Source organism: Bradyrhizobium sp. CIAT3101 (assembly GCF_029714945.1).
In the GTDB taxonomy this organism is placed as follows: Bacteria; Pseudomonadota; Alphaproteobacteria; order Rhizobiales; family Xanthobacteraceae; genus Bradyrhizobium.
The window spans coordinates 8,397,922-8,424,362 of sequence record NZ_CP121634.1 but is presented as its reverse complement, the minus strand read 5'-3'; the positions used below and the strand labels follow the sequence as shown (position 1 = coordinate 8,424,362).

The window sequence follows — 26,441 nt, the reverse complement described above, 5'->3', positions numbered from 1 at the left end:
GGGAGGCTCTTTCCAAGCAGGCGAGATCGTTGCGCGGAGACAGGAAGCCTCACTCGATCGTCTGAGTGATCTGGTGTAACGTCACTATCGCAATGCACACGTTTATCGCGATTGCGCATAGAGTCGCAGGCCAAGTGCGTGGCACAAAATTGGCTGCGTTGACGGCTCAGATCTCGTCGGGTCGCGCTCCGAGAAATCGTTATTCGAGAGGTTACCTCAGTCTGCGATCAGAATCGCAATGACCTGACCGCTTACCAGCAGCGGAGGATCGCGGTATGCCAAAAAGAGTTGCGGAAGCGAACGCCGAAGACGAGCCCTTAGGCGCAATCATCTTCAGTCCTCGCCTAATGTCAGAAAGGCGTGGTAAGCCTGCTGGATACCGTCCTTCAGGGAAGTTTTCGCGTGCCAGCCCAGCTCTGCGAGACGGCTGACGTCGAGCAACTTACGCGGCGTACCGTCGGGGCGAGAGGCATCGAACGCGATCTCGCCTTCATAGCCAACAATCTCCGCCACAAGCCGGGCGAATTCTGCAATCGTTATGTCTTTGCCGGTTCCTATATTGATGAGCTCCGCGCCCGAATAGGTCTTCATGAGGTGGACGCAGGCATCCGCCATGTCGTCGACATAGAGAAATTCGCGACATGGTGTGCCGGTGCCCCACACCAGGACGCGTTTTGCACCAGAGACCTTGGCTTCATGAAAGCGGCGGATCAGAGCTGCGACCACATGGCTATATTCGGAGTGATAGTTGTCGCCGGGACCGTAGAGGTTGCTCGGCATCACGCTGATGAAGTCGCTTCCGTGCTGACGGCGGTAGGCTTCCACCATCTTGATGCCGGCGATCTTGGCGATCGCGTAGGGCTCGTTGGTCGGCTCGAGCGGGCCGGTCAGCACCGAATCCTCGCGCAAGGGCTGCGGCGCCAGCTTTGGATAGATGCAGGATGAGCCAAGGAACATCAGCTTTTCCACCCCATTCAGATGCGCGGCATGGATGACGTTCGTGGCGATCGCGATGTTGTCGTACAGAAATTCGGCGCGCAGCGCGTTGTTGGCGACGATGCCACCAACCTTGGCGGCAGCCAAAAATATCACCTGTGGCCGCGTCTTGGCGAACCAGCCGAACACCTTCGCCTGGTCGCGCAGATCGATCTCGTTTCGCTCCACGGTGACGAGCCGCACCTCCTCCTGTGCAAGCCGACGCGCGAGCGCGCTGCCGACCATGCCGCGGTGGCCGGCCAAATAGACTGTCTTCCCTTTCAGCTCAAACGGTGCGCTTGCCATTTTCCGCTTCCCGTTTCGCCTCGGCAAGATCGCTCGCGACCATCTCCTTCACCAGTTGCGCAAAGCTGCGCTTTGGCTTCCAGCCAAGCTGTTCGCGCGCCTTGCTGGCGTCTCCTATGAGAAGATCAACCTCCGTCGGCCGGAAATAGGTCGGGTCGATCCTGACCACAGTCTTGCCGCTCTTGGTATGGATGCCAGTTTCCTCTACGCCCATGCCACGCCATTCGATGCGATGACCAACCTCCGCAAAGGCGAGCTCGACCATCTCCCGCACCGACCGCGTCTCGCCGGTTGCGAGCACGAAATCATCGGGCTTTTTCGCCTGCAGGATCATGTGCATGCCTTCGACGTAGTCGCGTGCATGCCCCCAGTCGCGCTTGGCTTCGAGGTTGCCAAGATAAAGCGTATCCTCAAGGCCGACCTCAATGCGCGCAACGGCGCGAGTGATTTTGCGGGTAACAAAGGTCTCGCCGCGAATTGGGCTTTCGTGATTGAACAGAATACCGTTACTTGCGAACATGCCATAGGCTTCGCGGTAGTTCACCGTGATCCAATAGCCGTAAAGCTTTGCCACACCATAGGGCGAGCGTGGATAAAACGGAGTGCTCTCCTTCTGGGGGACTTCCTGAACCAGGCCGTAAAGCTCGGATGTGGACGCCTGGTAGAAGCGCGTCTCCTTTTCCAGACCAAGAATCCGGATCGCCTCGAGCAGGCGCAGCACACCGATCGCGTCAGCGTTTGCGGTATATTCTGGGCTTTCAAAGCTAACGCCGACATGGCTCTGCGCGGCCAGATTGTAGATCTCGGTCGGCCTAATCTGCTGGACCAAGCGGATCAAGTTGGTCGAATCGGTCATGTCGCCGTAGTGCATCAGAAACGGCACATTGCCGGCATGCCGGTCCTGATAGAGATGATCGACGCGCGCGGTGTTGAAGGAAGATGACCGCCGCTTGATGCCATGCACGACATAGCCGAGCGACAGTAGATATTCGGAGAGATAGGCGCCATCCTGCCCGGTCACGCCCGTAATCAGCGCGACCCGCTGTTGAGAGTTCTCGTCAGTCAAATTCTACCCTATGCAAACGAACTGATCAGTTTTCCGTCCCCACGCTCACCAACCGGTCGTACGTATCCGGCCGGGACTCTGTTCGAGAGGCAAAACCGACGCGGTAATAAACAAAAGGCTGCCGAAGGACAGTATACGCTAGTATAGACGCTTACGACGTTTTTGCCGAGCTTGTAGCCGCTTCGTAGTGTTTGGCCATGCCAAAGTTTCGTCACAGTCGCCACGAGCGTGCCGCCCGGCCGTAGGCGCTCTCCCGTTTCTACCCCTATCGGCAATCGCAGGCTCGTCACCACTGTTAGCTCGGCGCCGCAATCTCCATAGCTAAAAAGATAGATCGATATCGTGAGGATCACGGTCAGAGCGAGCCAACGAAATCCGTCGAAAAAGGCAATCAGGCGCGGAAATAATGCGCCGATGCAGGACCCCTTGCATCAATCCAATTGGAAGTCTTTGCCTACCATCCAGCGAGACCTCCAACCTTTTGCACGCGCCTCTCTGCCGGTAGCTAGAGAGAATGAGGCGGCGAAGCGGCGAAGGCGACGGGAGCAGCGTGTCGCTCGCGTGATTCGCATAAGAAGTTGGGGGCCAGGCGTGGATCAAGCAGTAGTAGAAGCGATGTCGTGATCTAATCCCACTTGAATTTCGGACCCCGCGATCTGATTATCGTGGTCATGAGGGGGAGGGGGATCTCCAATGTTGGATGCCGCTACCGCCGAGCTTCTGCGCGCTGTCCTCGACGAGGTCTGCGCGAGCATTTCCCGCTATGAAACAGGCGTCCGCGCACATGTTGCCGCTAGGCTTCTCGAAGCCGCCACTAGAGGTGAAAAGACGCCCAGCCGCCTCAAACAGATCGGCGTCGAAGCGCTTCGCGAAGCACCGACCATGTGGCGGTAGGTGCGGACAATATGATGTCTCACTCAGGTGAATTTCCAAGTTACCGTCCTAAAGATCCTTGTGAGTTATCCGAGCGGCTTCGCATCGATGGCGGAGCTTAAGCGCGACATGGCGATTCTAGCGACGAGCGGTCCAGAGTGGGCCGAACGCACGGCGAGAATGGCCGCCCGCGTCCCTAGCCTTGATATTTTTTCCCATAAACTCATTGAACGGACGAACGGTGGCTGGCGTATCACTGACGAGGGCCGTGCCGTCCTCGATCTGATGGAGGCGCGACACGTCGCTGCGCAGCTTCCGCCGGAAACGAACGAATCCGGCTCCGAGCAAGGAGAGACCGATCACGAATAGAAAAATTCGAGCCGGTGGTGTGAACGCTAAATTCAGCCACGTGGGAAAGTTGCGTCCTAATGTCTCAGTTCTATGCTCTCTGCTTATGCTTTCGGCCCCGATAGGTCGCCGCGCCTTGTCCTTCCCGCTGACGGGGGATGGTGTAGCGCTCAGTTTTGCGGTCTCTACAGAGGCCGTCGGAATTGCCTGATGCGACAGTTAAGAAAAGCAACCGAAACCATCGAATGATCCGACCTGTGCGGTGTCCGGCCGCCTTTTTTGGCTGCGCGCTCGGGCCTTACTACCTAGAGAGTCGACCAACGTTCTCGGATCTACTCAACGCTCTGACCGAGACTCTGCGCCCGTCTTGCATCGAAATGCGCGTGAAAACGCCACTATCAGGACTGGGGAGCGATTCGCGGCGCCTCTCGCGTCAAGTATTCCTGTTGGGTTCGGGGCGTGTTCATGCGATCGCACCCTACTTGGATTTCTCGATCAAGCCTCAGCCGCGCCCATTATGCGAACGATGAAGCATAGCAGAGCGATTGAGGCGGCCCACAGCGCGAGGTATTCCCAGCAATACGACTCACGCTCGGACGTCTCGCGTGCGATGGCAGCAGCCAAGCCACCCAAGCTCATACCGGCCATGACGACTACGAATAAATCAATGGCTTCCATACGTGCTCCGTTCAACCAGGCGTGCAAATGTAGCCATCGTATCTCCAGCTGCCTGTTGGGCATCCTGCGTCTGCGCTCGAGCGGTCGTCTTGAGGTTGAGCGTTGGGTTCGCTCCACGGAGGGCTGATTGCGCGTTGTCATCGATACAGCGCCTAGCCCTCTAGGTTTGATTGGAGGGCTGACGGATCAGTGTGAGCCCACCGCGGTCGATACTCGGGACAAACAGGAAAGCAGGATCAGGCGAACGCCCACACGACGGGCTAAGGAAAATCCAACTATGCAGACGAGTTCACCCGGTCGGAAAAGCCCAAGTGTCCAATCCTTGTCAGCATCATTTGCTTTGCGGTCCCCGGGGAAGCGGCGCGTCGTTAGCGTTGCTATAGAGCTGAGAGTCGCGGACTTAACCGAGAAAGCGACTTCGTTGAACCATCCCTACAACTTGACGTCACGTACGATTCAATTCCCCAAATCGTTCGTGAAAAGTTGTCCAACGACAATTCGGGCGCAGGCACAATCCTGAATCGCTCGCGGCATCCTGTTGCACGATCACCGGTCGGCCGCTATTTGCGATATGATGTTTGCCTACCCAGCTTGCCGACACGCAGCTCTTGAGCGACATCAATGCGCATTAAGAGCGTCTCCATCTACGGTGCATATGTAGCCGAACAACCGTCCCTCTCGGGTTGCTGAGGCTATGGGCTCGGATTGCTGCGCAGTCCGGGCCCACCGCTTGGGAAAATCTGCATGGACGGCACGTCGCTATTGAGGACAAGAATTGCTCCTTGGTGGCCGCCGGCACACGAGCTGATTCGAAAAGCAGCAAGCATTTCTGATTGAAAAGTTGCGGGTAGACGATTGCCGGGGTGCCAGGCTGTTGCCAAACCTACGTGGGAGACCGCAGCCAGTTGTTGGCTTGGTGACAATTCGAATGACTTGATGCTCAGAAAAGCTGCCCCTTGAGGATGCTCGTGCGAATTGCTCGACAAAGCAGCGATGCGGCACGCTACTTGCTTTGTTCAACGTAGCATCGCCACCGAGCCTGGTGATGCAGGGGCGGGCCGGCGCACCCCTGCTCGTCCGTCAGGCCCGCCCTGTTCAGCTCTGTGAGTCAGAGACTCGCATCGGCGTGGCGGCAATACAAAAACTTGAGACGGCCTAAGATTGAAGGCCGCCCGAAGGGATAGTCGAATGAAACGCCTGGACCAAACGCAGCCGCAGTATCGGCCGCAGTATCGCTTGTTGCATACGGGCCTCCACATGCGAAGACCATTGTCCGGTCTGCTACGTATCGTCGGCATTGTTGCGTTGCTGCCACCAAGCCTGGCCTTCGCTTAGACAGCGCCAATCCAACGTCTGATCCGGGATGTCCGTCTCCCGGTCTGAGATCTGGCATTTTATCCCAATTCCTCACAGCTATTGGAGAAATAGCCGATGCACATCGTCGTCTGCATAAAGCAGGTTCCGGACTCCGCGCAGATTCGGGTCCATCCCGTAACGAACACCATTATGCGCCAGGGCGTACCGACAATCGTCAATCCTTTCGATTTGTTTGCGCTCGAGGCCGCCATGGAGCTACGCGATAAGTTTGGCGGCGAGATCACTGTTCTGACGATGGGCCCTCCAGCCGCCGAAGATTCGCTGCGAAAAGCGCTGACCTTTGGTGCAGACCGCGCTGTGTTGCTCACCGATCGTGTTTTCGCAGGCGCTGATACGCTGGCGACGACTTATGCGCTAGCGGCGGCCATTCATAAGATCGGAGAAGAGTACGGCCCGCCAGACCTCATATTCGCTGGTAAGCAGACGATCGATGGCGACACCGCGCAGGTTGGGCCCGGTATTGCCAAGCGGCTTAGCGTAGTTCAGCTCACTTACGTCGCCCAGATCACGAGCCTGGATCTCGAGGCCCGCGCAATCGAGGTGGAGCGACGTTCGGAAGGCGGCGTACAAGTGCTGCGTACAAAGCTTCCATGTCTCATCACCATGCTGGAGGCGACGAACGAGATCCGGCGAGGTGGAATGATCGATGCGCTGCGCGCCGCACGTACTGACATCGTAAAATGGAATGCTCATGATGCGGGCATTGCAGACATCTCGAAATGTGGTCTTAAGGGCTCGCCGACTATCGTCAAACGCGTTTTCGCCCCCTCCAAGCGCGAGGAGAAGGCAATGCTGGTCGAGGGTGCCGATCAACCCGTGTCGGCATTAATCGACGCAATTTTCAAGCACCGGCCGAATCTTGAAACTGAACTTTCAGCCCTGGCGTACGCTTCCGACGTGAGCTCGGAGTGCTGAGCCTGAAATCTCTTTCGACTTTCGCGTCGTTGTGTCGCCCATGAAGCCTTGGTACAAGATCCTGTATGCCCAGGTGCTAATCGCCATCGTGGCGGGCACCGTCGTCGGCTGGCTATGGCCCTCCGTCGCCACCAACGACTGGGTCAAGGCAATGGGCGACGGTTTCGTCAAGCTGATCAAGATGGTGATCGCCCCGATTATCTTCTGCACCGTCGTCTCCGGCATCGCCCATATTCAGGACGCCAAGAAGGTCGGTCGCATCGGCGTCAAGGCGCTGGTCTATTTCGAGATTGTCTCGACCTTCGCGCTCCTGATCGGGCTTCTCGTCGGCAATCTCGTCAAGCCCGGCGCAGGCTTCGGCAGCGCCGCGGCGAGCGCGAATGCGGTCGCCAACTACGCCAAGCAGGCCGAGGGACAGAAGAGCGTCGACTTCATCCTGCACATCATTCCTGACACCGTGGTCGGCGCCTTCGCGCAGGGCGAGATCTTGCAGGTGCTGCTGTTCTCCGTGCTGTTCGGCTTCGCCATCATGGGGCTCGGCGAGCGCGGCCACACCATCCGCAACTTCATCGATGATGCCGCCCATGCTGTGTTCGGCGTCATCTCGATTGTGATGCGGGCAGCGCCGATCGGGGCGTTCGGCGCGATGGCATATACGATTGGCAAATTCGGTACCGGCGCGATTCTCAACCTGATAGGTCTGATCGCGACGTTCTACCTCACTGCCGCACTGTTCGTGTTCGTTGTGCTCGGCAGCATCGCGCGGTTCGCCGGGTTTTCGATCTTCAAGTTCCTGGCCTACATCAAGGACGAGCTGCTGATCGTGCTCGGCACTTCGTCGTCCGAGAGCGCGCTGCCGTCCTTGATGGAGAAGCTCGAACGGCTCGGCTGCTCGAAGTCGGTGGTCGGCCTCGTGGTGCCCACGGGTTATTCGTTCAACCTGGACGGCACCAACATCTACATGACGCTCGCGACGCTGTTCATCGCGCAAGCGCTCGGCTTCGATCTGACCTTAGGTCAGCAGATGACAATTCTGGTCGTGGCCATGCTGACCTCAAAGGGGGCATCCGGCATCACCGGGGCGGGCTTCATCACGCTCGCCGCGACACTGGCGGTGGTCGATCCGCGGCTCGTGCCCGGCATGGCGATCGTGCTCGGCATCGATAAATTCATGAGCGAATGCCGCGCGCTGACCAATCTCTGCGGCAACGGCGTGGCCTGCGTGATCGTTGCCTGGTGGGAAGGCGAACTCGACCGCAAGAAGCTAAACGGGCGCTGCCAAAATCGATCCCAAAAGCATCAGGAAATCAGGTTAGATTAGGGGCGTTACGCATCGAACATTGGGATAACAAAAGGGCACGAGACGGCAATCCGGGCGGCTGACGAACTGGGCATGACCGGAGGGTCACCCACCGATTCGAATTTCGCTGCCAAACCAAGATGCCAACGGATTTTCGAAAGCCGGACATAGCCGCTTTCTTGTAGCGGACATCGGCCGCTAGCCGCAACCGAAGGGTATCTTGAAGAGGCGTCATCATATGCAGGATGCGCAACCATCTATGCGGCGACACAGTTGCTTTGCTACGGCGCCGCATCGAGACGAGCTATTTCCGGAGATGTGTTGTTAGCGCGTCAGCGTCTGCCGAGCACCGAACATCCTCAATGTCCCGAGATAGCGTGAGTGCGCCTCCCCTAATAGCTGCTATGGCCGAAAGATCTGGAATCTGACACTCAAGTTCATTCAGGCGTTGGTTGAGGACTTCTAGCTGACTCTGAAGTCTCTCGATGTCCGTATCTCGGCGTGTTGTTGGAGATTTAATAGTCCAGACACGCCGCGCTCGCATAAGTCGTCCCCTTTTTAGCTCGCGCTGTATTTTAACGATGTTTCGTGGCCGAATTGGGAACTGCTCGTCGAATGCCTAGCGCTTTGAAGTCCCACTAGACCCGCTTGTATCTGCCATCTTCGCAGCCGCTACCGTCGTGTGGACGGGCAAGCTAGGGCTTCGCCAAGCCAGCCGGTCTGGCTGGTCGTGAATAAGCGTTGGGAGTGGCTTGAATCTGACGCTGCGTTAGGTTGTAGGATGGGAGACATTCGCGATCGGCTTACGCGCCAATAGGTGGGTCGAGTGGTCGGCGCTCGGAGGAGAGTTGACCGGCTGTGGGGGATCAAACACGTGTCAAGAGCGTTCAAATCAATGCGCGATGAATGGTACAAGCGAGATCAAGGTAGCTGTGGTCGGAGCGCTCGTATCGAAGCGCCCGCACGCGGACCCCAAGGGTGGAAGGAGCCCTTGAGGTCCGACGCGGCGCGTCCGTCTCGCTGGGGCGGATGCTTGGCGACCTCGGTAGGCTCGGCAGAATGAAGATAGGACCGTGATGGCACCTTCGGATTAAGTGTAACGACCGTTGGTCGACTGCGCCATGTCCGCCGCTTTCTCGAAAGTCTGCGGGATGTCTTGGTCTTATCGAACGACGGCCGCGCCGAACATATCGTCCTACCGGATAAGGGGCGCTAGTAGGGCAATCGCACCCCACGGGCCGCTCGGAGATTCGCGGCGAACTTACAACGGAGCTAGGCGTTAAGGTCACCGCTGATCGCTTATCGGCGAGCGAGTGCCTTGATGCTTGTGCTTGGGAAGCTCGAAGCGACGTTCAAATCGTAAAAATCGCGAAGCCAACACAAGTGCGGCAAACGTGGCATTCCCTGTCGCTGCATTTGGGCGTCTCTGCCCAGTTTCTACGCGATCGCGCATTGATCCAATTAGGACGAGTACGACAGAGCAGCTGGGACAACGGCGCATCGCGATTGATGATTAAAAGTGAACGAATCAGGAAGCAGAATGGTCTTGTCAGTCAGGAAAGGTGCGCAGCTTGAGTCCAGGCAGGACGTCCTGCCACATCCGCTTGTAGATCGAGACATTAGAAGAAAAGTACAGGCATCGCTCGTCAGTGCTCGTCTGGCGCGAAGGATGCGTCTGAGCGCGACGTGATAAGTCAGAGCGGTGTATCTACGCGGCAAAGGAGGTAGCATGAGAGCGCAAATTGGGGACCAGCTCGAGGGCGGTCGTGTACGATATGGACAATTCGCCAGCGCACCGGGATCAGGACCTTGCGGTCTCTTCATTGTGCAGGGGCCTTGCGGCTGTGAACTAAAGATCATTTCGCTACTCCATCCGCGTTGGGAACATGTCTCCGTGTCGATACCGCGGCGCTGTCCGAATTGGCAGGAGATGTGCTTCGTCAAGGATCTGTTTTGGGATGGGGAAGAGTGCGTCATGCAGCTTCATCCGCCTCGGTCCGAATACGTGAATAACAACCGTTACTGTCTGCATCTTTGGAGGCCGACTTGTCAGGAAATTCCAACGCCACCTTCGGGGCTCGTTGGCATAGTCGGGATTGGTCCATCTGAGGCAGCGAGCTTGGCGGCACAAATACGGGTCGGATGACCCGACGCATGGGAACTGTGTTGAGGGAGCTCGCCCGATCAAGGGTTGAGGCCGCTTATCTTCCGCGGCCAGTGCGCCGCATGCGGGTCCGCGGACAGGAAGCATAGACGGTTACATCGATCTATTTTGCCGTTCTCAGGAACTGGGCGTGGATACATAATCCGTCGCGCTGGCTCACCGCGCTTGCAGTCATGCGCCGGTTTTTGCCCGCGATGCGAACCCATCCAACGTTCAGATATGTTCTATCGATACAATCGATTTTACGAGCCGCCGAGAACAGCGGATAACAAAAGTCACTTCCAAGACGCGAATTCCGGTCTATCAGGATGGCACCGAGAAGAATTCTGAGGGGCGCCTCGAGCGTCGAGGGCGGTTGCCCATTAGGGCAACGGCTTCTCGGCGGCTTGCGTAAACCTACCAGAGACGCGTGGTCCCGCCGTCAGCAAACCTTCGTATAGATGTTGCAACCATTTCGATGTCGGCCACCTACTTCCGTTCGATTGAACCAACCATGCGTCCCGTCCTAGCCTCGCGGCGAAGGCGAGAACTGCCGATTGCAGGTGTTAGATGTTGCTTCAGAAGGATCGAGTGCCGTGCGGTCAGCTCGCGCCGAAAGTGCAAAAGAAGTCGTTCCTAGATCTAGTGCGAATGGCCCATACGCTCGATATCACTTCCGTCGTGTGCAATGATCCGTCGGTTTTTGAGCCGCTATTGCAGATGCTCATTTCACTTGGCTGCGTGCCAGAGCTCTTCCAGAGTGCCGATGAGTTCCTGAACTCGAAAAGCTCCATCAGCACATCTTGTTTGATCGCGGACGTGGATTTACCGACCGCAAATCCGCTCGAACTGTACGAGCGGGTCATCGCATCCGGAATCTCAATTCCCACCGTTCTGCTTGTGGCCGAGCCCGATGACGACAACTGTGCGGGCGCGTTGCAAGCCGGCGTGTCACATCTCCTGCGTAAGCCGCTCAACAGTAGCGAATTGCTCGCGTGCATCAACTCCACACTCAAAGGCGGAACGACGCTTCGAACGCGCTTCGAAAATCGTCGCGCGCCGCTTGGAGACGCCAGGGTGCGGGAGCCAGTTGAGCCCGCTCCTGGTAACGGCGAAGGAGTTGAGGGTTCTTAAATCAGCCAGCTCAAATCGTTTTGGGAGCAACGATCCCGCCTTTTCCAGCGCATTGAAGGCGATCAAACGCAGTGTGCCATAGCGTCGGCCGATAGTCGCACGGCAGGAGTCGCACGTGCATTAGCTAAACGAGAGGTCTAACTTAAACATGATGCCGTTGTTCAGGGAAAGTCTACCGACGCCGTTAACGCAATCCGGGCATGGGGACCACAGCGCATGCTAGAATCGACCTCATCATTGGATGTACACCAGCAGCTTGTTTCACTGCTGGGAAATCCAAGCCCTATTATCTTGGACATCGGCTGCAACGATGGAACCGACTCAAAACGGTTTCTCGAACTCTGCCCCGAGGCGCGGCTCTATTGTTTTGAGCCGGACCCCCGTGCGGTGGTCCGCTTTAAGAAGAATCTGCATCGGTATCTCGAAAGCGTCAGGCTCTTTGAGATTGCGATCAGCGATCGGAATGGACAGATTGAATTCCACCCCAGCAATGCAGATGCTGAGGTGAAAGACTGGGACCTCTCGGGTTCAATACGCCGGCCAAAGAATCACCTTACTGAGTATGAGTGGGTTCGATTTGATCAACCGATCTCAGTTGAAACTCGACGTCTGGATGACTGGGCCAGTGAAGCGAACGTAAACCAGCTCGACTTGATCTGGATGGACGTTCAGGGAGCGGAGTCCGATGTCATCGCTGGTGGCGGGCGGACCTTAAGCAATACGCGGTATATCTACACGGAGTATAGTGACCGCGAGCTTTACGAAGGGCAGCTATCCCTGCAAGCCATCCTTGAGCTCTTACCTTCATTCGAAGTGGTAAGGCTCTATCCCCGCGCAGTTGAGGGTGATGTATTGCTTAGGAATACGGGCTGTTAGCGCGTTTCCCTGGCGGCCAGGCAGCATCACGCGATCGCGTGATGCTGCAGACTATCGCATTATACCGAAGTCTCAGTGATGCAGCCGCTGCTGCTGATCATGGACGCTAGTCCAAGGAGGTCAGTTTTAATGAAGCCATTCGCCCCGCTACTCGCGCTAGCGCTTGCAGAGTAGTTCGCGCGAGACTATTTCTTTGATGAAATGTCTCGCGCTGGCAGTTCGCAATGAAGCGGAATGACCTGAAGGCCATGAGTTGTTGATCTCCACGAGAAGATCTCCGCTGCTCTAACCCAACGGATTACGGCGAAAAGGTCAGGCTCGATGAGCGGCTGCGGACTATGGGAGCGATCGGTAAGCTCACCCGGCTAACCCCTGAGCGTCGACCCTATCCGCCTGTGCGGCCAGAGTAGCGAAATCCAAAGAGCCCGCCGGAAACCTGGTCAGGGCGTGGGAAAATGCCCAGGTGGCTGGACCCGCAAGTTCGATCCGACCGAAAGTTGGGTGAGTTTCTCATTGGCTGATCTGCGCGTAAGCGCAGCCAAAAGTCCTGACACGTCCGTCAGTAATGCTGATTTGACTGTATGCGACGATGCTTGTTTTGAGTCGTTCGCGGGGCAATTACGGCTTTCTTCACGCGTGTCTCGCAAAGGCTTGATAATCGGCCCTCCGCGTCCGCACTTGCCAGGCCACCAATAACGAAACAGGAGCGCCCAACGCCGTCCGGCGAGGCCAGACAACCTAGGTTATAGACCTTTTCGACAATTCTCCTCGCGAAATCTATCGATGGCTTGAAGCTGGCTATATCAACGAGGTTAGCGGTTTCTGAGGTGCTATTGGATTGCGAGTACAGGTCCACATTTTGGACCGAGCAACCTAACGCCACGAGCTAAATAGCTACCGCGCGGCGGCTCAACATAGTCGACCCCATCGATCCAAAAGGAGATATCGTCGATCGCAAGCTGTGGATTAAAGGTCCACCCAGTCTGGACCGCTTTCACCACGGCGAAGGCCCCGCGTGATGAAAACGAGTCTGGGATGACGACGTCGGCGTCCTGCTCGCATCTTGATAGAAGCTCAATAAGCTCTTTCACCTTCATTTCACGGCCTTAGGATCGCAGTTGCGAAGAGTATCCATCTATGACTTTTGTAGGATCTGTAAACCCCACGTCAAGCTGCAAGCGACCGATCGCGATCAAGCGCCGCCTCGACTTTTGAGTCCGAGCGTGGTGCCATCGCCATGCCCGGACCAAAAGCTCAACGCGGCACCGCGTTTGCGGATACCTGTCATGATTGATCCGCGGCCGGAATTGATCCGGCCAGCGCCCATCACACAAACAAAGCTGGGCGAGAGGACGAGTGGCGCATTACGAGAAGGCAGGCTTAGTTCCCTGCAAAGCTGATTCGTTTTTCTGGGCTGCCAAACAGCAGTACTTTGGGCGATCCGGACTTGAGTGAAGCAATATTGGCCTGCGGCTTCCGCGGCAGCATAATATTCCACGCGAGAAGGCTTGAATCGGACCCAGCGTCAAGTTGTAGAGTCGACAAGGGTAGTGTCAGCACAAACAACAAGGCGCTTCATGATGTCTTCGCTTGTCGCCCCGGAAAGCGCAATTGCTTTGGAAAGAGAGACTTCTCAATGACGCTGTTTCTAGTGCTGCTTCCGATTTTGTTTGTGGGTTTCGCAGCTGGGTACGGTATCCGTGCATGGCGTTCTCGAAAGAGGCGTGAGCGCTATCGTTTGCACACGGTCCACCTGCGGCCGACATCCCGCATTACAGAACGCCCGACTGAATTGTCGAAGCGCAGAGCGTTCTGATACTCATAACAACAGCGGAGTGTGGGAGAGCGTGCGTACTCGGCGGTTCATTGGACAACGCCGATGGGCGTCTTTGCGCAACCGAATCTTTTCTTATCGACCATACGCGATCATGGACGTAAGGCGCTGATGCAAACAGCTGGTGGTCATAGCGTCCGATGAGTGCGGGTCCTTGATGCGACACCTCCTTCGCGAGCCTCGCGTCATCCACCTGCAGAGCCCCCGCCGAGTAAATCGGCGGGGGTTTCTTCTGAACGCCTCCGTCTTAAGACTGCATCGTCCGGGCCTCGGCAATCACCTGGACACCAAGCGCCGGGCTATCACTGGTCTTTGGGCAGGTGGAGTTTCTCCGTTCGGGCGCATGCGTTGCTACTCAATTGAAGCCAGGTGTCCCCTTTTTCAGGGGGCAGGAAAAGCAATATCCGGCGCGATGGTGCCCGCATGAGCCGTGATGCGGGCGAAAGGAATGAAGCTCGCAAGCAGTGTCACAAGGAATGGAGCGCACTGCCGGAGAAGGCGGTGCGACGAATAATGCCCGTCCCTTTAGTCACCTGATTGACCTTCCCGCTACGGGCGCGAGGTCAAACAGGCGAACTTCTCAAGGTAAGCCCGGCAGCTTGGAGGTGTCGATCGCAATTTCTTGAGCCGCAGAGCGACAGCCCGTTCGCTCCTCTCGAGCAGGATAGAAATTCTCTTCGGCGGCTCCTTGTTTGACGCGAGGTCGAGAAGTCGTCCGTCGTCTTCTTTGCACCATCGACGAGATCGGTTCCTAAGCATTGCCTACTTGTTGCTAAGCCGAAGCAGGCTAGGCAGTTCCATTCGGATGGGGGAGGAGGGAATACTCTCCTATTTCGTGAAGCGCAGCCTTTGTTTTAGGCTGACCAGTCCCCGAGGCGACCAGCCCGCGGGAGGATGGTCTCGGCAGAGATATTGACCAAGGTCCGGTACGCGAGGCCTCCTGATCGCGGGTCGGAAGGGCGTCGAGGCTAATCAGTGTGGCAAATGTATGCCAGGTTCATGCACGCCCGGTGGCGGCGCTAGTCTGCTTATTTTTGTGAGTATGGCCTCGAGGTCGCTCACCGAAATGGCTTGAAGCTGCCGCAGCGTCAAGTTGTAAGCTTTGAAAATCGATCGCGAGGCAAGGTGACTGGCTCGCCAATGGCGCAGCTACGCTCGTGGTGCACATGAATGCTGATATGAAGGTAGCGGGCGTGGCAAAAACGCGATCTGGAGCATCTTACAGCTGCCGCGCGCTTCGCTGGATGTTGCCGGACAGTAGTCGGCGCGGCCTTTGTGGAGGCCAGAAGTGTCGCCGGACAGGCGGAAGGCCGTAGGCAGCCAAAGCTCCAGTCTTTCACGTCGCTCGCATATGAGCACTTAATTTCCCGAACTTCCGTAAGCGTTACTAATACCGACAGGCTCAAGAGCACGTGATGGATCTCAAATTGATCATGGGCAAAGTCGCTAGCGGCGTCCCGTTGGGCCACCAGGAAATGGCTTTGGCGATCGACATTATGACGTCGGGCCAGGCGACGCCCTCGCAGATAGGCGGGTTGCTGCTGGCGCTGAGGGTGCGCGGCGAGACAGTTGAAGAAATCACCGGTGCGGTTTCCGCGATGCGCAGCAAAATGCTGCGGGTCGATGCACCCGCCGATTCGATTGACATTGCGGGCACGGGCGGCGACGGTCTGGGCTCGTTCAACGTCTCGACATGTACCTCTTTTATCATCGCGGGCGCCGGCATTCCTGTCGCCAAGCATGGCAACCGCGCACTCTCCTCACGCTCGGGCTCGGCCGATGTACTGGTATCCCTGGGCGTGAAAATCGACTTGAAGCCAGAAGATGTCGCTCGCTGTGTCCGGGACGCCGGCATCGGGTTCATGTTTGCGCCGGACCACCATCCGGCGCTAAAAAGCGTTAGCGCAACCCGGGTCGAGCTCGCGACCCGCACAATATTTAATCTCGTCGGGCCGCTCTGCAATCCCGCGGGGGTGAAGCGGCAGATGATTGGCGTGTTTTCGCGCCAATGGGTGCAGCCTTTAGCGGAAGTCTGCAAAAGGCTCGGTGCGGAAGCGGCGTGGGTGGTGCATGGCTGCGATGGGCTTGACGAGATGACGCTCACCGGTCCCACCTTTGTCAGCGCCCTCGACAAAGGCCAAATTCGCACGTTCGAGGTGACGCCGGAAGAAGCTGGCCTCCCGCGTTACGGAAAGGAGAGGCTGAAGGGTGGGGACCCTCATACCAACGCGATAGCACTACGAAGCGTGCTCGAGGGCCTACCAGGCCCATATCGCGATGTTGCTCTCTTGAACGCGGCAGGGGCCTTTATAGTGGCCGGTCGGGCCACAACTTTGAAGGAAGGCGTCGCTATCGGGCGGGAGTCACTTGACAGTGGTGCCGCCGCAGCGCGCCTGAAGCATCTGGTCGCAGTCTCCAACGCCGAATAGACAAGATGGCTGAGCCCGACATTCTGACGAGAATTGAGATCTATAAGCGGGAAGAAATTGCAGCGGCAAGACGCGCGCTTTCGCGCGCCGAGCTCGACGCGCGCGCACGGTACGCGCCATCCCCGCGAGGCTTTCTAAACACAATTCGCAAAAAGCACGCATCTGGCGGCTATGCCCTGATCGCTGAAATCAAGAGAGCGTCGCCGTCGAAGGGGCTCATTCGCGCCGACTTCCATCCGCCTTCGCTCGCCAGATCGTATGAAGCAGGGGGCGCGGCTTGCCTTTCAGTCTTAACGGACAAACCCTCTTTTATGGGTGACCTTGACTTTATGGAGATGGCGCGCGCCGCCACAAACCTGCCGGTCTTGCGCAAGGATTTCATTTTCGACACTTACCAGGTGGTCGAAGCTCGCGCCCGTGGTGCCGACTGCATTCTGCTGATTATGGCCGCGCTGGACGACGAGGCTGCCCGCGACCTCGAGGCTGCGGCCTTAGCATACGGTATGGACGTGTTGATCGAAATCCATGATCGCTGCGAACTCGATCGCGCCCTGACACTTCGCTCGCAGATGATTGGTATCAATAACCGCAACCTACGCACGTTTGTGACAAATCTCAAGACAAGCGAAATGCTAGCACCCCTCATCCCGAAGGATCGACTGATTGTCAGCGAAAGCGGAATCTGTGCGTTCACTGATCTCGAGCGGCTCTCGCGAGCCGGTATAGCAACCTTCCTTGTGGGCGAGAGCCTAATGCGGCAGACCGACGTAACGGCAGCAACCCGCGCGCTGATTTCAAATAAATCACGCTGGAGTCAGGGGGCGCATCAATGACACGCAAAGTCTCAAGCCGGTTACTTCGACACGCGCGCCGAGAGCCGCAAGCAAGACAATGCCCGCACGCAGCTAAGCCGAGAACTTGCACATCCCCACCAGGGGGATGCAAATCCTCGGTTGTCTTGCCACATGAGTGACATTCAATCAATCGAGGCGGCCGAGTTTCGCCAGGCCATGCGAAATCTGGCCAGCGGCGTTGCCATCGTGGCGACAGGAACGGCGCTCGCACGGCGTGGGTTAACGGTGAGTTCTATTGCCTCGATTTGCATAGAACCGCCCTGTTTGCTGGTGGGCATCAACATCAGTTCCGGGACACACGATGCGATACTTGCGAACGGCAGGTTTGGCGTGAGCCTCCTTGCTATTGATCATCAGGACATCGCTCTGCGATTCGCCGGCCGGGATGGCTCTAAAGGAGCCCAACGGTTCGACACGGCTCCCTGGGTCCAGGGGATTCTCGATGTACCTTTATTGCAAAGCGCAATATGCGCTCTCGAGTGCGTTTTACAGCACTACCAAGTCATCGGCACGCACGGAGTATTCATCGGCCGAACCGTGGCGGTCCGCTCAGGAGACGGCTATCCGCTTATCAACTGTCGCGGCGAACTTCGAACATTACCGCTCGGCTGAGCGTTTTGCTTTTCACTTCAAAACTGGCGGTCGCCCCCCCCCGAAATGAAGCGCCGAAGGGGGCTGCCGGCAGCGGGACGCAGAGCCTCATGTTCAGCCAGCGCCCGCGATGATTTCGGAGCGAATGATCGTTGCCGTGGCCAATGAAGCATCCAGAGAGAGGTCCCCAAATGCGAGCTGACAAAGAAGGTAATTGGCACCCGCCTCCTCTAGATGGTTAAGAAGAGTGTGCCTGATCGAAGAGGCGGTCCCCGCGACGCACAGCTCACTCTCGATTGCTGCATCGAAAGTCAGGGGGAGGTTCGGTGGAGTGGGGATCTTGTTGCGCTCATAAAGAAACTTGAAGCTCTCGAGCCAACGATCGTAAGCCGGCGCAGCAAGTGCATAAGCATCTGCTTCAGTGTTGCCCACCACAACCATGCGGAGCAAGCCAAGAAACGGCGATTGACCATTCACATCTGGACGTACCTCTCGACGCGAGCGGTACGCATCAGTAATCCTCCGAACAGAGGATGCAGGTCCGATACTTGCGATGTTTGCGCCAATCTCAGCGGCCCAGCTTGCCGAGCCGGGTTGATTAACGGCGATCCATGTCGGCGGATGCGGTCGCTGATAAGGCGTTAGCGTCAATGGAACGTCGTCCAACCGGAAGTGATCCCCTTCGTAGCAGAGCGAGCCGCCTCGCATGGCTTTGACAAGGATTTCGCTGGCCTCTGCATAACGGCCTGGTGCCGCCTCGGCGCTAACCCCGAAATAGCCCAATTCCACTGGAAGTGAGCCGCGTCCGATGCCAAGCTCAAGTCGGCCGCCGCTCAAGTGGTCCAGCATACACGCCTCTTCGAAGGCCCTCAGCGGGTGATGAAGACTAAGCAGCATGACCATCGGACCGACGCGAAGCTGTGATGTGCGCTGTGCGACGCTCGACAAGAACAGATTTGGTGCGGGGCTTCTCCCATGCGGAGTGCAGTGGTGCTCTGCTAGATGATACGCATAGAATCCCAGTCGATCGCATGCCTCGGCAAGTAGGAGGCGATCGCTATACTGTTTGGCTACGTCATGACCGTCCGCGTCCAGGTGATCGAAGATGCCGAACGAAAGTTTTGAAGGGAAAGTACTTGTCACTCGATCACCTCATGTAGTGAAGCAGGATGGCTATTGGTTTGGGGTCAGTTCGGCGACGAAAGAATATCACTGACGGTTGAAAGAAGCGCATCCATTTGCCCTTCTGTGCCGATGCTAATGCGTATGAAATTCTCCAGACCGCTTTCGGGAAAGAACGCAACAAGCGCGTTCCGTCTCTGCAGTGCGGCTTGCCACCACGCGCCGTCGTGTCCTTCGGGCACGCGAGCTAGCAGAAAGTTGGCGTGGGACGGCAATGCGGTAAATCCAAGTGCTGATAGCGCGACGCTTGTTCGCTCTCTTTCACGCACGACATATTGATGGTTCTCCTCGAACGCGTCTCGATGCTCGATGATGCTCATGCCGACCGCATGACCAATCACGTTCATGTTGAAGAGGTTCTGCATGGTACGAAGCCTGCCGATGAGCTCGGGATGACCGAAGCCAAAACCAATGCGGAGGCCGGCCGTGGCATAACTTTTCGAGAACGTGCGCAGGAGCAGAACATTTGAATAGCGGTTGACGAGCCGTAGTCCATTGTCCGGCGCAAAGTCGACATACGCTTCGTCAAGGACGATCAGTCGATCAGATTGCGCTACGAGCCTTTCGATTTCGGCGATCGCAATAAACGTTCCCGTCGGATTGTTCGGATTGGCTAGCACGATAAATTTGGCATCGCGAACGGGGCCGGAAAGCAGTTGCTGCGTCGGCAAGGAGTGATCCTGACCCCACCCAATCTCCAGAAATTGGGCCTCGTGCAACATCGCGAGCTTGCGGTTGAACGAAAATCCGGGCGACATCATCGCTACGGCGTCACCTGGAGCGAGGAACGCTTTGTAGATGATGCCGAGAAGTTCGGACGATCCGTTCCCCGCGATCACCTGTTCGGCGGAAAGCCCGTAAGCAGAGGCGGCAGCCTCTCTTAAGCCTACATTGTCATCTTCCGGGTATAAATAATGCCGCTCAAACGCTGCAATCGCGCTTTTCTTGACAACTGGCGGCAGTGGAAACGGGTTCTCATTCATGTTGAGTTTGACGCAAGTTGCGTCAAGCGCGGGGAGAGCAGGTGGCGGAACTTCTAACTGCTTTGCCACGTGCGAAAGAGATGAGAGTGCGCTTAGCAGCCTTGCGTCTGACATGTGGTCGCTCCGTCGAAGGGCATGGGTTTTGAGCATGGCTATGATCCTATCTGGGTGAACACTCCGGGACATGCGCATGAGCTTGCGCGTCAGCAGGCCGACCTTGTCTCGCCAGAGCCGGTCAGCGCGGAGCTTAACCCGATTTTAGAGTCCGATCCGAACAGTTGCACGAAACCAAACGCAAAGCTGCAACTTGCATAGGGTGTGTCATGCATTGCGAACGGTGCACCAGTCGGATGTGTGCTCTCTGATGATCACGCAGAGAAGGGCGCCCAACTCGGGTGCTGTTTAACTGCTGCGAGCAGTCATGGCCGAGTTCCGGAATCTCGGCGATACTGCGCGGTAAGCTATTGGCATAGACCTCAGCCACACCTGTTCGGCGATGGCTGCTCGCAAGAATGTCCGTCTGGAGCCTGGTCACGCCTCGAACGAAGGGGCATTGCCGTTGTTCTCCAGCAGGCACACGCAGGTATTTGCGCGCGTCTTGCCGGAGCTGATCGGGGGGCGTGACGGATGGTCGTGGCGCAAACATTTGCGTTTGAGACATTCACAATCCTCGTTCGCGAGCTGTCGAAGGCCCCGATGCCTCCCCAGTTTTGGTAGTTTACAACTTGACCTTACGTTCGTTTCAAGACCTTTCGATCATGATCGGAAAATGTCTCACTCCTTACAACGAAAGCCGATCTCGATGTGGGCGAGCTGAATTGCAAAACCAAAAGTAATCGCAGAAGTCAGCGCGGCTGAGCATGCTGCTCGTAAATGTCAGCGGGGGTCAAAGTCGCATTGAATACGGCAAATCACCGTTCAAGAGGAGTCACGGATGAGGTCGCAGTCGCATTGCTCGAGGTTGGCATCGTTGTTGCACCAATGCAGCCGAAGCAGGCAGGTGGCCCCGCAGCCTGGCAACGTGGCGCGAGCGGGAAGGCAGTGCGATTGAAGAGAAGTTGTCATGAAGTATTTGCAGGACGAAAAGGACGTAAGAGACACCGAAACTCTACTATGTCGGCTCGGCCGTGCGCCGGCAGAACATGCTGGGATGGTGAATGTGCCGATCTATCGCGGATCTACCATCGTATCGGAGACCTTAGAGGAATGGGACATCCGGAACAAAGACAATCCCAGCTACGGTCGCTTCGGTACGCCCCTGTCGCGTGCTCTGGAGACCGCGATCTGTAAGTTAGAGGGCGGCTACCGTTCGATTCTTTTCCCATCCGGGCAATCGGCTTGTAGTCACTCGCTGCTTGCGTGCCTGAAGGCGGGCGATTCGGTTCTGATCAGCGATGGCGTCTACGCGCCTGTGAGAGCCTTCGCGGACAATGTTCTTGCCAGGCTGCAAATCAAGGCGGAGTATTTCTGTCCAACCAAGCCGTCAGAATTGGCCGCGAAAATCAGCGCAAAGACACGGGCCGTCTACTTGGAATCGCCCTCGTCCATGACGTTCGAAGTGCAAGATGTACCGGCGCTCGCGGCGATCGCACATCTGTCGGACGCACTTGTGATCATGGACAACACCTGGGCGACTCCTCTGTATTTCCGGCCGTTCGAGCATGGGGTCGACATTTCGATCCAGGCTGCGACGAAATATATCGTTGGCCATTCCGATGCGTTTCTTGGCGTTGCCACTGCGAACGAAGCGGCATGGCACGCGCTAAAGTCAACTGCGCAGCATTTCGGCGAAATAGGCGCACCGGATGATATTTATCTCGCCCTCCGGGGAATTCGTACTCTAGGTCTGCGTATGAGGCGGCATTGGGAAAATGGCCTTGTCCTGGCGCAGAATCTGCAAACTCATCCAGCCGTCGACAGGGTGCTGCACCCGGCTCTTCCCAACGATCCAGGCCATGTCATTTGGAAGAGGGACTTTCTGGGCGCCAGCGGACTCTTTGGAGTTGTTCTGAAGCCCATGTCGCCGCCGCAACTTTCGGTTCTGTTCAATAGCCTACGTCTCTTTGGGATTGGGCTGTCGTGGGGCGGGTACGAAAGTCTCGCGTTGCTCGTCGAGCCGCCGAAACGAATGGAGGGGTCGCTTCCTTTTCCAGGCCCGTTGCTTCGCATACACGCGGGAATGGAAAGTCCAACCGAGCTGATCGCAGACTTGCATAGCGCACTGAACGCCGCCTGCAAAGTTGCAGATGACACTATCGTGCCCCCGGAAACGAGTGAGCTCGTCAGTCAATGTCAAATAGTCAGTTAGTCTTCGTGCGGCGCTAACGATCGTTCGCCGGCCCCTCGTGGTATAGGTGGTATACGAGATGCAATGCGCATTGCACGCGATAGGACGGTATTGACGTTCGGTAGCGATTCAGTCGTTCTCGGAACGACTTTCGGCGCGCGTGTAAGCTACCAGATCCAGCCAAGCCCTCGCGGCGGGCGACAGACAAGCATCGCGCCGCCAGATCTTGCAATTTGCCAGTCTGTATCAGCTTCGTGGAGCGGTACCCAAGCGAGCGAACGATGCGTGCGTTGCTCAGCAATTATCCTTGTCAGAAAGGCGGCGCCCATGCCCGCCGCAGCAGGCTCGATGATGAAATCAACCTGGTTGGTGCGCGCTACGACCCGCGGTTCAAAGCCGTGCCGTCGGCAAGCGTCCATAACCACGCGGTTCAATGCAAACCCGGTTTCGAAGAGAATGAACGGAACCACGCGCAATGTCGAAAGGTCAAGGGATTGACACTGCGAAAACTAATGGTCAATCGGTTAGCAGAACAGCAAGGGGCTCGCGCTTGACCTCATTGCCATTCAAAAGCTTCCGATACAGGAAGAACGAGGTGGCAAGTTCGACCTCGCCTGATAGCAAAATCTCCTCCAGTCGCTCGCTTCCGTACTCCCCGAGCGGATCTCGACGCCTGGATAACGTTGCGGCAGATCGCAAATAGCTTCGCGAAGAGTATGCCACTCTCAACTGGTGGCAAACCGAGCCTGAGAATGCCGCATTTGAGGCCGCGCAGCTCGTTGAGTTCGGATACTAGATCGTCCCGTTCAATCAGAATCCTGATTGCACGGCGGTAAACAATTTCGTCGGCAGCGGAAAGTTTGATGCGATGGCCGATCCGGTCAAGTAGGGGGCACACCGATCTCATGTTCCAACTGCTTGACCGCCTTGCTGACCGTAGACTGGGTCCGAACACCAATCTGACGGCCTTGGAGAACCCGCCCTGCCGTACGACCTCGACGAAGGCGCGTAGTTTCGGAAGCTCCATGTGAATTCCGAAGCCGAATAGACTCTGTTCGATCAATTCATTCGCTGCGCTAACGGCGGTTCTCTACGTGAGTCATCGCCGAGAGCAATCTCTGCACCGGCCTGCCAGGACATCGCAACTCTGCAGGCCGAAAATCTATTCCTGTTTTCGCTCGTTTGGAGTGATTCTCTGTTTTTTGACCGGTGGTATTACATGCTGATCCTGCTCTTGCAGTTTGCGGGATCAATGTGAGTCGCGCACTTTTCTGCACGATGTTGATCAGTCGCAGCGTGGTACGATGTTTGAGCCGATTTACGACCGCGGTCACATCAGTGTGCGCTACTAACAGCTTTCGGTCGAATGCAATCGGTATTGCGGTGCTTCTAACCGAACTCTTGCGGATCGTCTCTTTCTAAAGCCAACCATGGCCGTCGGATCGGACCACGCCGTGCGTTGGCGCAAAACCCTGAAACGGCGATACGACGTTGACGTAGGTCGAACAGAGTCATTCCCGTGTATGCAGCCTTGTGTTCCAGGCAGCGATAAAGCGTTGCCTTAGCGCGTCGGAGGCGCGGCTCAGACTTCGGGCTCGTTCATCACGAGCTGCCCGATTGCGTGTGAGCAGGGTCAGAAAGTTCGAACCAATTTGGAAGAACACGCGGCAATTCGCGATCTCCGTCCAAGCTGGCGGGCAGAAGGATTTCGCCATGAGTTCGAGGCTCCGCGCGCTTGGTTGCGCAGTCAAAATCCAGTCGACATTGCATTTTTCCCGCATCGATCACGCCAGTGCGATTCCCTGCCGAAGCGCGCAGCAAGTCGCCATGCTCATGCCCGACGCACCGCAGGTCGGTCTTCTTTTCGCCCCAACCCTTTGCAAGGAGCCGAGCCGCCGGCGCGATTTTCGATAGGAGAGACGGTGGAAGTTTTGCAGGTACGAAGTGGGGTCTTCGATCCAGAAGACCTTTCAGTGTTGGGAAAGATCTACGATGAAGTGGTGGCGGCGATACCTGCAAGCATGCGGACTCCCGTCAATCGAACAGAGATTGCCAAGCTTGTACTTGGACGTACAGCCGCTAGTGAGGCCCAATTGGTTCTCTTCCGAAGGCTGATGGTGGCGATTGCGTCAGCCGCCTAGTCCCGCGGCGCTAGAATGCTTCTTCTTCGATACACCGTGTCGGCTTTATCCGGCGCTATGGCAGTAGAGTGGTTGCTTGTATCATGCATGTCACCCAGCCTGAGTAGCCGCTCCAGGAAAGTCGAGGTTCGATATTGCCGGCGGAAAGTTGGCAACACGAGCACCAGGTGGTGGAAACCCCCTTGAACCTCACGTGACGTTAGGTTGTAGGTTTGAAAAAGAGAAACATGACCAGACCTACTGTACTCAGGCGTCGGTGGCGACGCATCGGTGAACTTGCGGAGGCGACCGGCGTGACGGTACGCGCCTTGCGCCACTATGAGCATACGGGATTGCTCAGAGCGTCGCAGCGCACGGGCGGCGGTCACCGAATTTATGACTCTGAAAGCGTCAGAAGAGTTTATCACATTCTTGCGCTTCGCGAGCTTGGATTCTCTTTGCAAGAGATCAGGAAAGCGATGGAGGGCAGGTGCTCGCTTCCAAACTTGTTGAGTGAACAATTGGAGCGGGCGGAGATTCAGGTCGCGCGAGCAACCAAGTTGCGCGATCGTTTGCGCAACATTACGAAGAACGCCGAATCGGACGTGAGTGTAGAGGAGCTACCTACTCGCCTGGATGCGATGTCGCAGGAAGGCTGCGGACATGCCCGCCGGCGGGCGCGCGCCCCGGATGATGCTGATCGATAGGCGCGTAAGAAAGAACAAACGAGCGATGCGGAAGATCTTCTGTGCGGCAGTTGATGTCGCTACAGAGGCGGGCCTTGCCACAGCAGGTCCTAAGGGCAAAACCATATCAGAGACGTCAAATGGCATTCTTTAGCAAGATCTCGGTTGCCGGCGCTGCGGTCCTCGCTTCTGTATTGATCTCGGCCGCGTCCGCTGACGATGTCTATATTGCAGTGGCGGGCCCCATGACGGGAAGCAACGCCGCGGTTGGTGAGCAGATGCGGTATGGTGTCAGTGCGGCGGTGGACGATTTGAATTCTTCCGGAGTGCTTCTCGATACAAAGATCAAATTGATCGTTGCCGACGACGCCTGCGATCCGAAGCAAGCCGTTGCAGTCGCGAATCGATTGGTGGCGGACCAGGTCAGGTTGGTCGTTGGTCACTATTGTTCCTCTTCCTCCATTCCTGCCTCCGACGTTTACGCTGAAGCCGCAACTATCCAGATTTCGCCTGGATCAACTAATCCTCAGTTGACCGAGCGGGGCCTCAAGACCGTTTTTCGGATCTGCGGCCGTGACGACCAGCAAGGCGTCGTCGCCGCTGACTATATCTTGCGGCACTATTCCAAGAGCAAGATTGCCATCCTTGATGACAAGAGCACTGCCGGGAAGGGCATCGCCGATATCGTTGCATCTCGTCTTCACGATGCGGGCCTGCAGGACCTGATGCGGCAAAGCTATATGGCCGGCGAGAAAGATTACTCGGCCCTGGTGTCGAGGCTGAAGAGAGAAGGAATTCAGATCGCCTATATCGGCGGCTACCACACGGAAATCGGCTTGATTGTACGGCAAGCCGCGGACGCACAAGCCGGGCTTACCGTCATGGCTAATGATCCTCTGATGACAGGCGAGTTTTGGGCGATTGCGAACAGCGCCGCAAACGGCACTCTGTTCACATTTATGCCCGACGCCACCAAAGGGCCCGATGCGGCCGACGTCGTCGCTCGCTTGAAAGCATCAAATAGGTCGGCCGAGGGCTATACACTTTACGCCTATGCCGCCGTGCAAGCATGGGCCGACGCGGCGAAGCGTGCTGGCTCGTTCAACGCTCTGCGCGTGGCGAAAGCCCTTCGGGCGCACGAGGTTGACACCGTGGTCGGCCAAGTTCGTTTCGATGCAAAAGGCGACAATGCGTCTCCCGGCTTCGTAGTAAATCGCTGGCGCGACAACACGACCGAGATGGTCGAGTAGCATCGACGACGAAAGGCGGTCTATGCACGTGGGGCGCCACATGACCTGATCAGTCGTTCCCCCAATGCCTTGTGTGGAGGGCAAGATGGGGTCTAGGGCTAACGAACGCTCGAAAGAGAGGATGCGGCAGCGAGATGGATCAATGCGGCGAGCGCGGAACGGCCGAGACTGACCTTGCGGAATCGCTCGATACGGCAAGCTGCTTTGCCTGACCATTGTCTTCAACAGCACTTC

16 protein-coding genes and 3 pseudogenes are annotated in these 26,441 nt (G+C 57.0%); 13 read left to right on the top strand and 6 right to left on the bottom strand.

Going from position 1 to position 26,441, the window contains the following annotated elements:
- Nucleotides 1-333: 333 nt before the first annotated feature.
- Both QA645_RS39280 and gmd read right to left on the bottom strand, forming a co-directional pair.
- Nucleotides 334-1,281 (bottom strand): GDP-L-fucose synthase, encoded by a 948-nt coding sequence (locus QA645_RS39280; RefSeq protein ID WP_283046376.1) that lies wholly within the window; start codon nt 1,279-1,281, stop codon nt 334-336.
- Entirely contained in the window at nt 1,262-2,347 is a 1,086-nt protein-coding gene (gene gmd / locus QA645_RS39275; protein WP_283046375.1) for a GDP-mannose 4,6-dehydratase, read from the bottom strand. Before gmd ends, QA645_RS39280 begins: the two co-directional genes overlap by 20 nt.
- Nucleotides 2,348-3,040: 693 nt before the next feature.
- On the opposite strand from gmd, the gene QA645_RS39270 reads away from it, so the two are divergent.
- Complete coding sequence (locus QA645_RS39270) at nt 3,041-3,241, top strand: hypothetical protein (RefSeq protein ID WP_061849665.1); 201 nt, start codon at nt 3,041-3,043, stop codon at nt 3,239-3,241.
- A gap of 27 nt (nt 3,242-3,268) precedes the next feature.
- Nucleotides 3,269-3,517: pseudogene (locus QA645_RS39265) on the top strand (hypothetical protein); the annotation flags it as partial.
- Nucleotides 3,518-4,063: 546 nt separating this feature from the next.
- Here QA645_RS39265 and QA645_RS39260 read toward each other — a convergent pair.
- Nucleotides 4,064-4,246: a hypothetical protein gene (locus tag QA645_RS39260; RefSeq protein ID WP_283046374.1), complete on the bottom strand. Its 183-nt coding sequence runs from the start codon at nt 4,244-4,246 to the stop codon at nt 4,064-4,066.
- A 1,431-nt stretch (nt 4,247-5,677) separates the two neighbouring features.
- Between QA645_RS39260 and QA645_RS39255 the strand changes: the two genes are divergently transcribed.
- The 8 genes and pseudogenes from QA645_RS39255 (at nt 5,678) to QA645_RS39225 (ending at nt 17,720) form a co-directional block, all read left to right on the top strand.
- Nucleotides 5,678-6,538 carry an electron transfer flavoprotein subunit beta/FixA family protein gene (locus tag QA645_RS39255; protein WP_283046373.1) on the top strand — a complete coding sequence of 287 codons (861 nt, stop codon included), beginning with the start codon at nt 5,678-5,680 and terminating at the stop codon, nt 6,536-6,538.
- Between the two features lie 40 nt (nt 6,539-6,578).
- Nucleotides 6,579-7,859 (top strand): dicarboxylate/amino acid:cation symporter, encoded by a 1,281-nt coding sequence (locus QA645_RS39250; RefSeq protein ID WP_283046372.1) that lies wholly within the window; start codon nt 6,579-6,581, stop codon nt 7,857-7,859.
- 2,773 nt (nt 7,860-10,632) lie between these two features.
- Complete coding sequence (locus QA645_RS39245) at nt 10,633-11,115, top strand: response regulator (protein WP_283046371.1); 483 nt, start codon at nt 10,633-10,635, stop codon at nt 11,113-11,115.
- A gap of 216 nt (nt 11,116-11,331) precedes the next feature.
- On the top strand, nt 11,332-11,991 hold the full coding sequence (locus tag QA645_RS39240; RefSeq protein WP_283046370.1) for an FkbM family methyltransferase: 660 nt from the start codon (nt 11,332-11,334) through the stop codon (nt 11,989-11,991).
- Between the two features lie 448 nt (nt 11,992-12,439).
- Nucleotides 12,440-12,512 (top strand): annotated as a pseudogene (locus tag QA645_RS43410) (hypothetical protein); the annotation flags it as partial.
- A 2,725-nt stretch (nt 12,513-15,237) separates the two neighbouring features.
- Nucleotides 15,238-16,254: an anthranilate phosphoribosyltransferase gene (trpD, locus tag QA645_RS39235; RefSeq protein ID WP_283046369.1), complete on the top strand. Its 1,017-nt coding sequence runs from the start codon at nt 15,238-15,240 to the stop codon at nt 16,252-16,254.
- 5 nt (nt 16,255-16,259) lie between these two features.
- Nucleotides 16,260-17,087, top strand: a complete 828-nt coding sequence (gene trpC / locus QA645_RS39230) for an indole-3-glycerol phosphate synthase TrpC (protein WP_283046368.1) — start codon at nt 16,260-16,262, stop codon at nt 17,085-17,087.
- A gap of 132 nt (nt 17,088-17,219) precedes the next feature.
- Entirely contained in the window at nt 17,220-17,720 is a 501-nt protein-coding gene (locus QA645_RS39225; RefSeq protein WP_283046367.1) for a flavin reductase family protein, read from the top strand.
- Between the two features lie 93 nt (nt 17,721-17,813).
- Here the strand turns inward: QA645_RS39225 and QA645_RS39220 are convergent, their stop codons facing one another.
- Nucleotides 17,814-18,842, bottom strand: coding sequence for an LLM class flavin-dependent oxidoreductase (locus QA645_RS39220; RefSeq protein WP_283046366.1), 1,029 nt, complete (start codon nt 18,840-18,842; stop codon nt 17,814-17,816).
- 44 nt (nt 18,843-18,886) lie between these two features.
- Nucleotides 18,887-19,978 (bottom strand): histidinol-phosphate transaminase, encoded by a 1,092-nt coding sequence (locus tag QA645_RS39215; RefSeq protein ID WP_283053535.1) that lies wholly within the window; start codon nt 19,976-19,978, stop codon nt 18,887-18,889.
- 949 nt (nt 19,979-20,927) lie between these two features.
- Between QA645_RS39215 and metC the strand changes: the two genes are divergently transcribed.
- Complete coding sequence (metC, locus tag QA645_RS39210; RefSeq protein WP_283046365.1) at nt 20,928-22,172, top strand: cystathionine beta-lyase; 1,245 nt, start codon at nt 20,928-20,930, stop codon at nt 22,170-22,172.
- 108 nt (nt 22,173-22,280) lie between these two features.
- On the opposite strand, the pseudogene QA645_RS39205 reads toward metC, so the two are convergent.
- Nucleotides 22,281-23,178, bottom strand: a pseudogene (locus tag QA645_RS39205) (LysR family transcriptional regulator).
- A gap of 1,407 nt (nt 23,179-24,585) precedes the next feature.
- Here QA645_RS39205 and QA645_RS39200 point away from each other — a divergent pair.
- On the top strand, nt 24,586-24,978 hold the full coding sequence (locus QA645_RS39200; RefSeq protein ID WP_245318526.1) for a MerR family transcriptional regulator: 393 nt from the start codon (nt 24,586-24,588) through the stop codon (nt 24,976-24,978).
- 119 nt (nt 24,979-25,097) lie between these two features.
- Nucleotides 25,098-26,207, top strand: a complete 1,110-nt coding sequence (locus QA645_RS39195) for a branched-chain amino acid ABC transporter substrate-binding protein (RefSeq protein WP_283046364.1) — start codon at nt 25,098-25,100, stop codon at nt 26,205-26,207.
- The last annotated feature ends 234 nt before the right edge of the window (nt 26,208-26,441 follow it).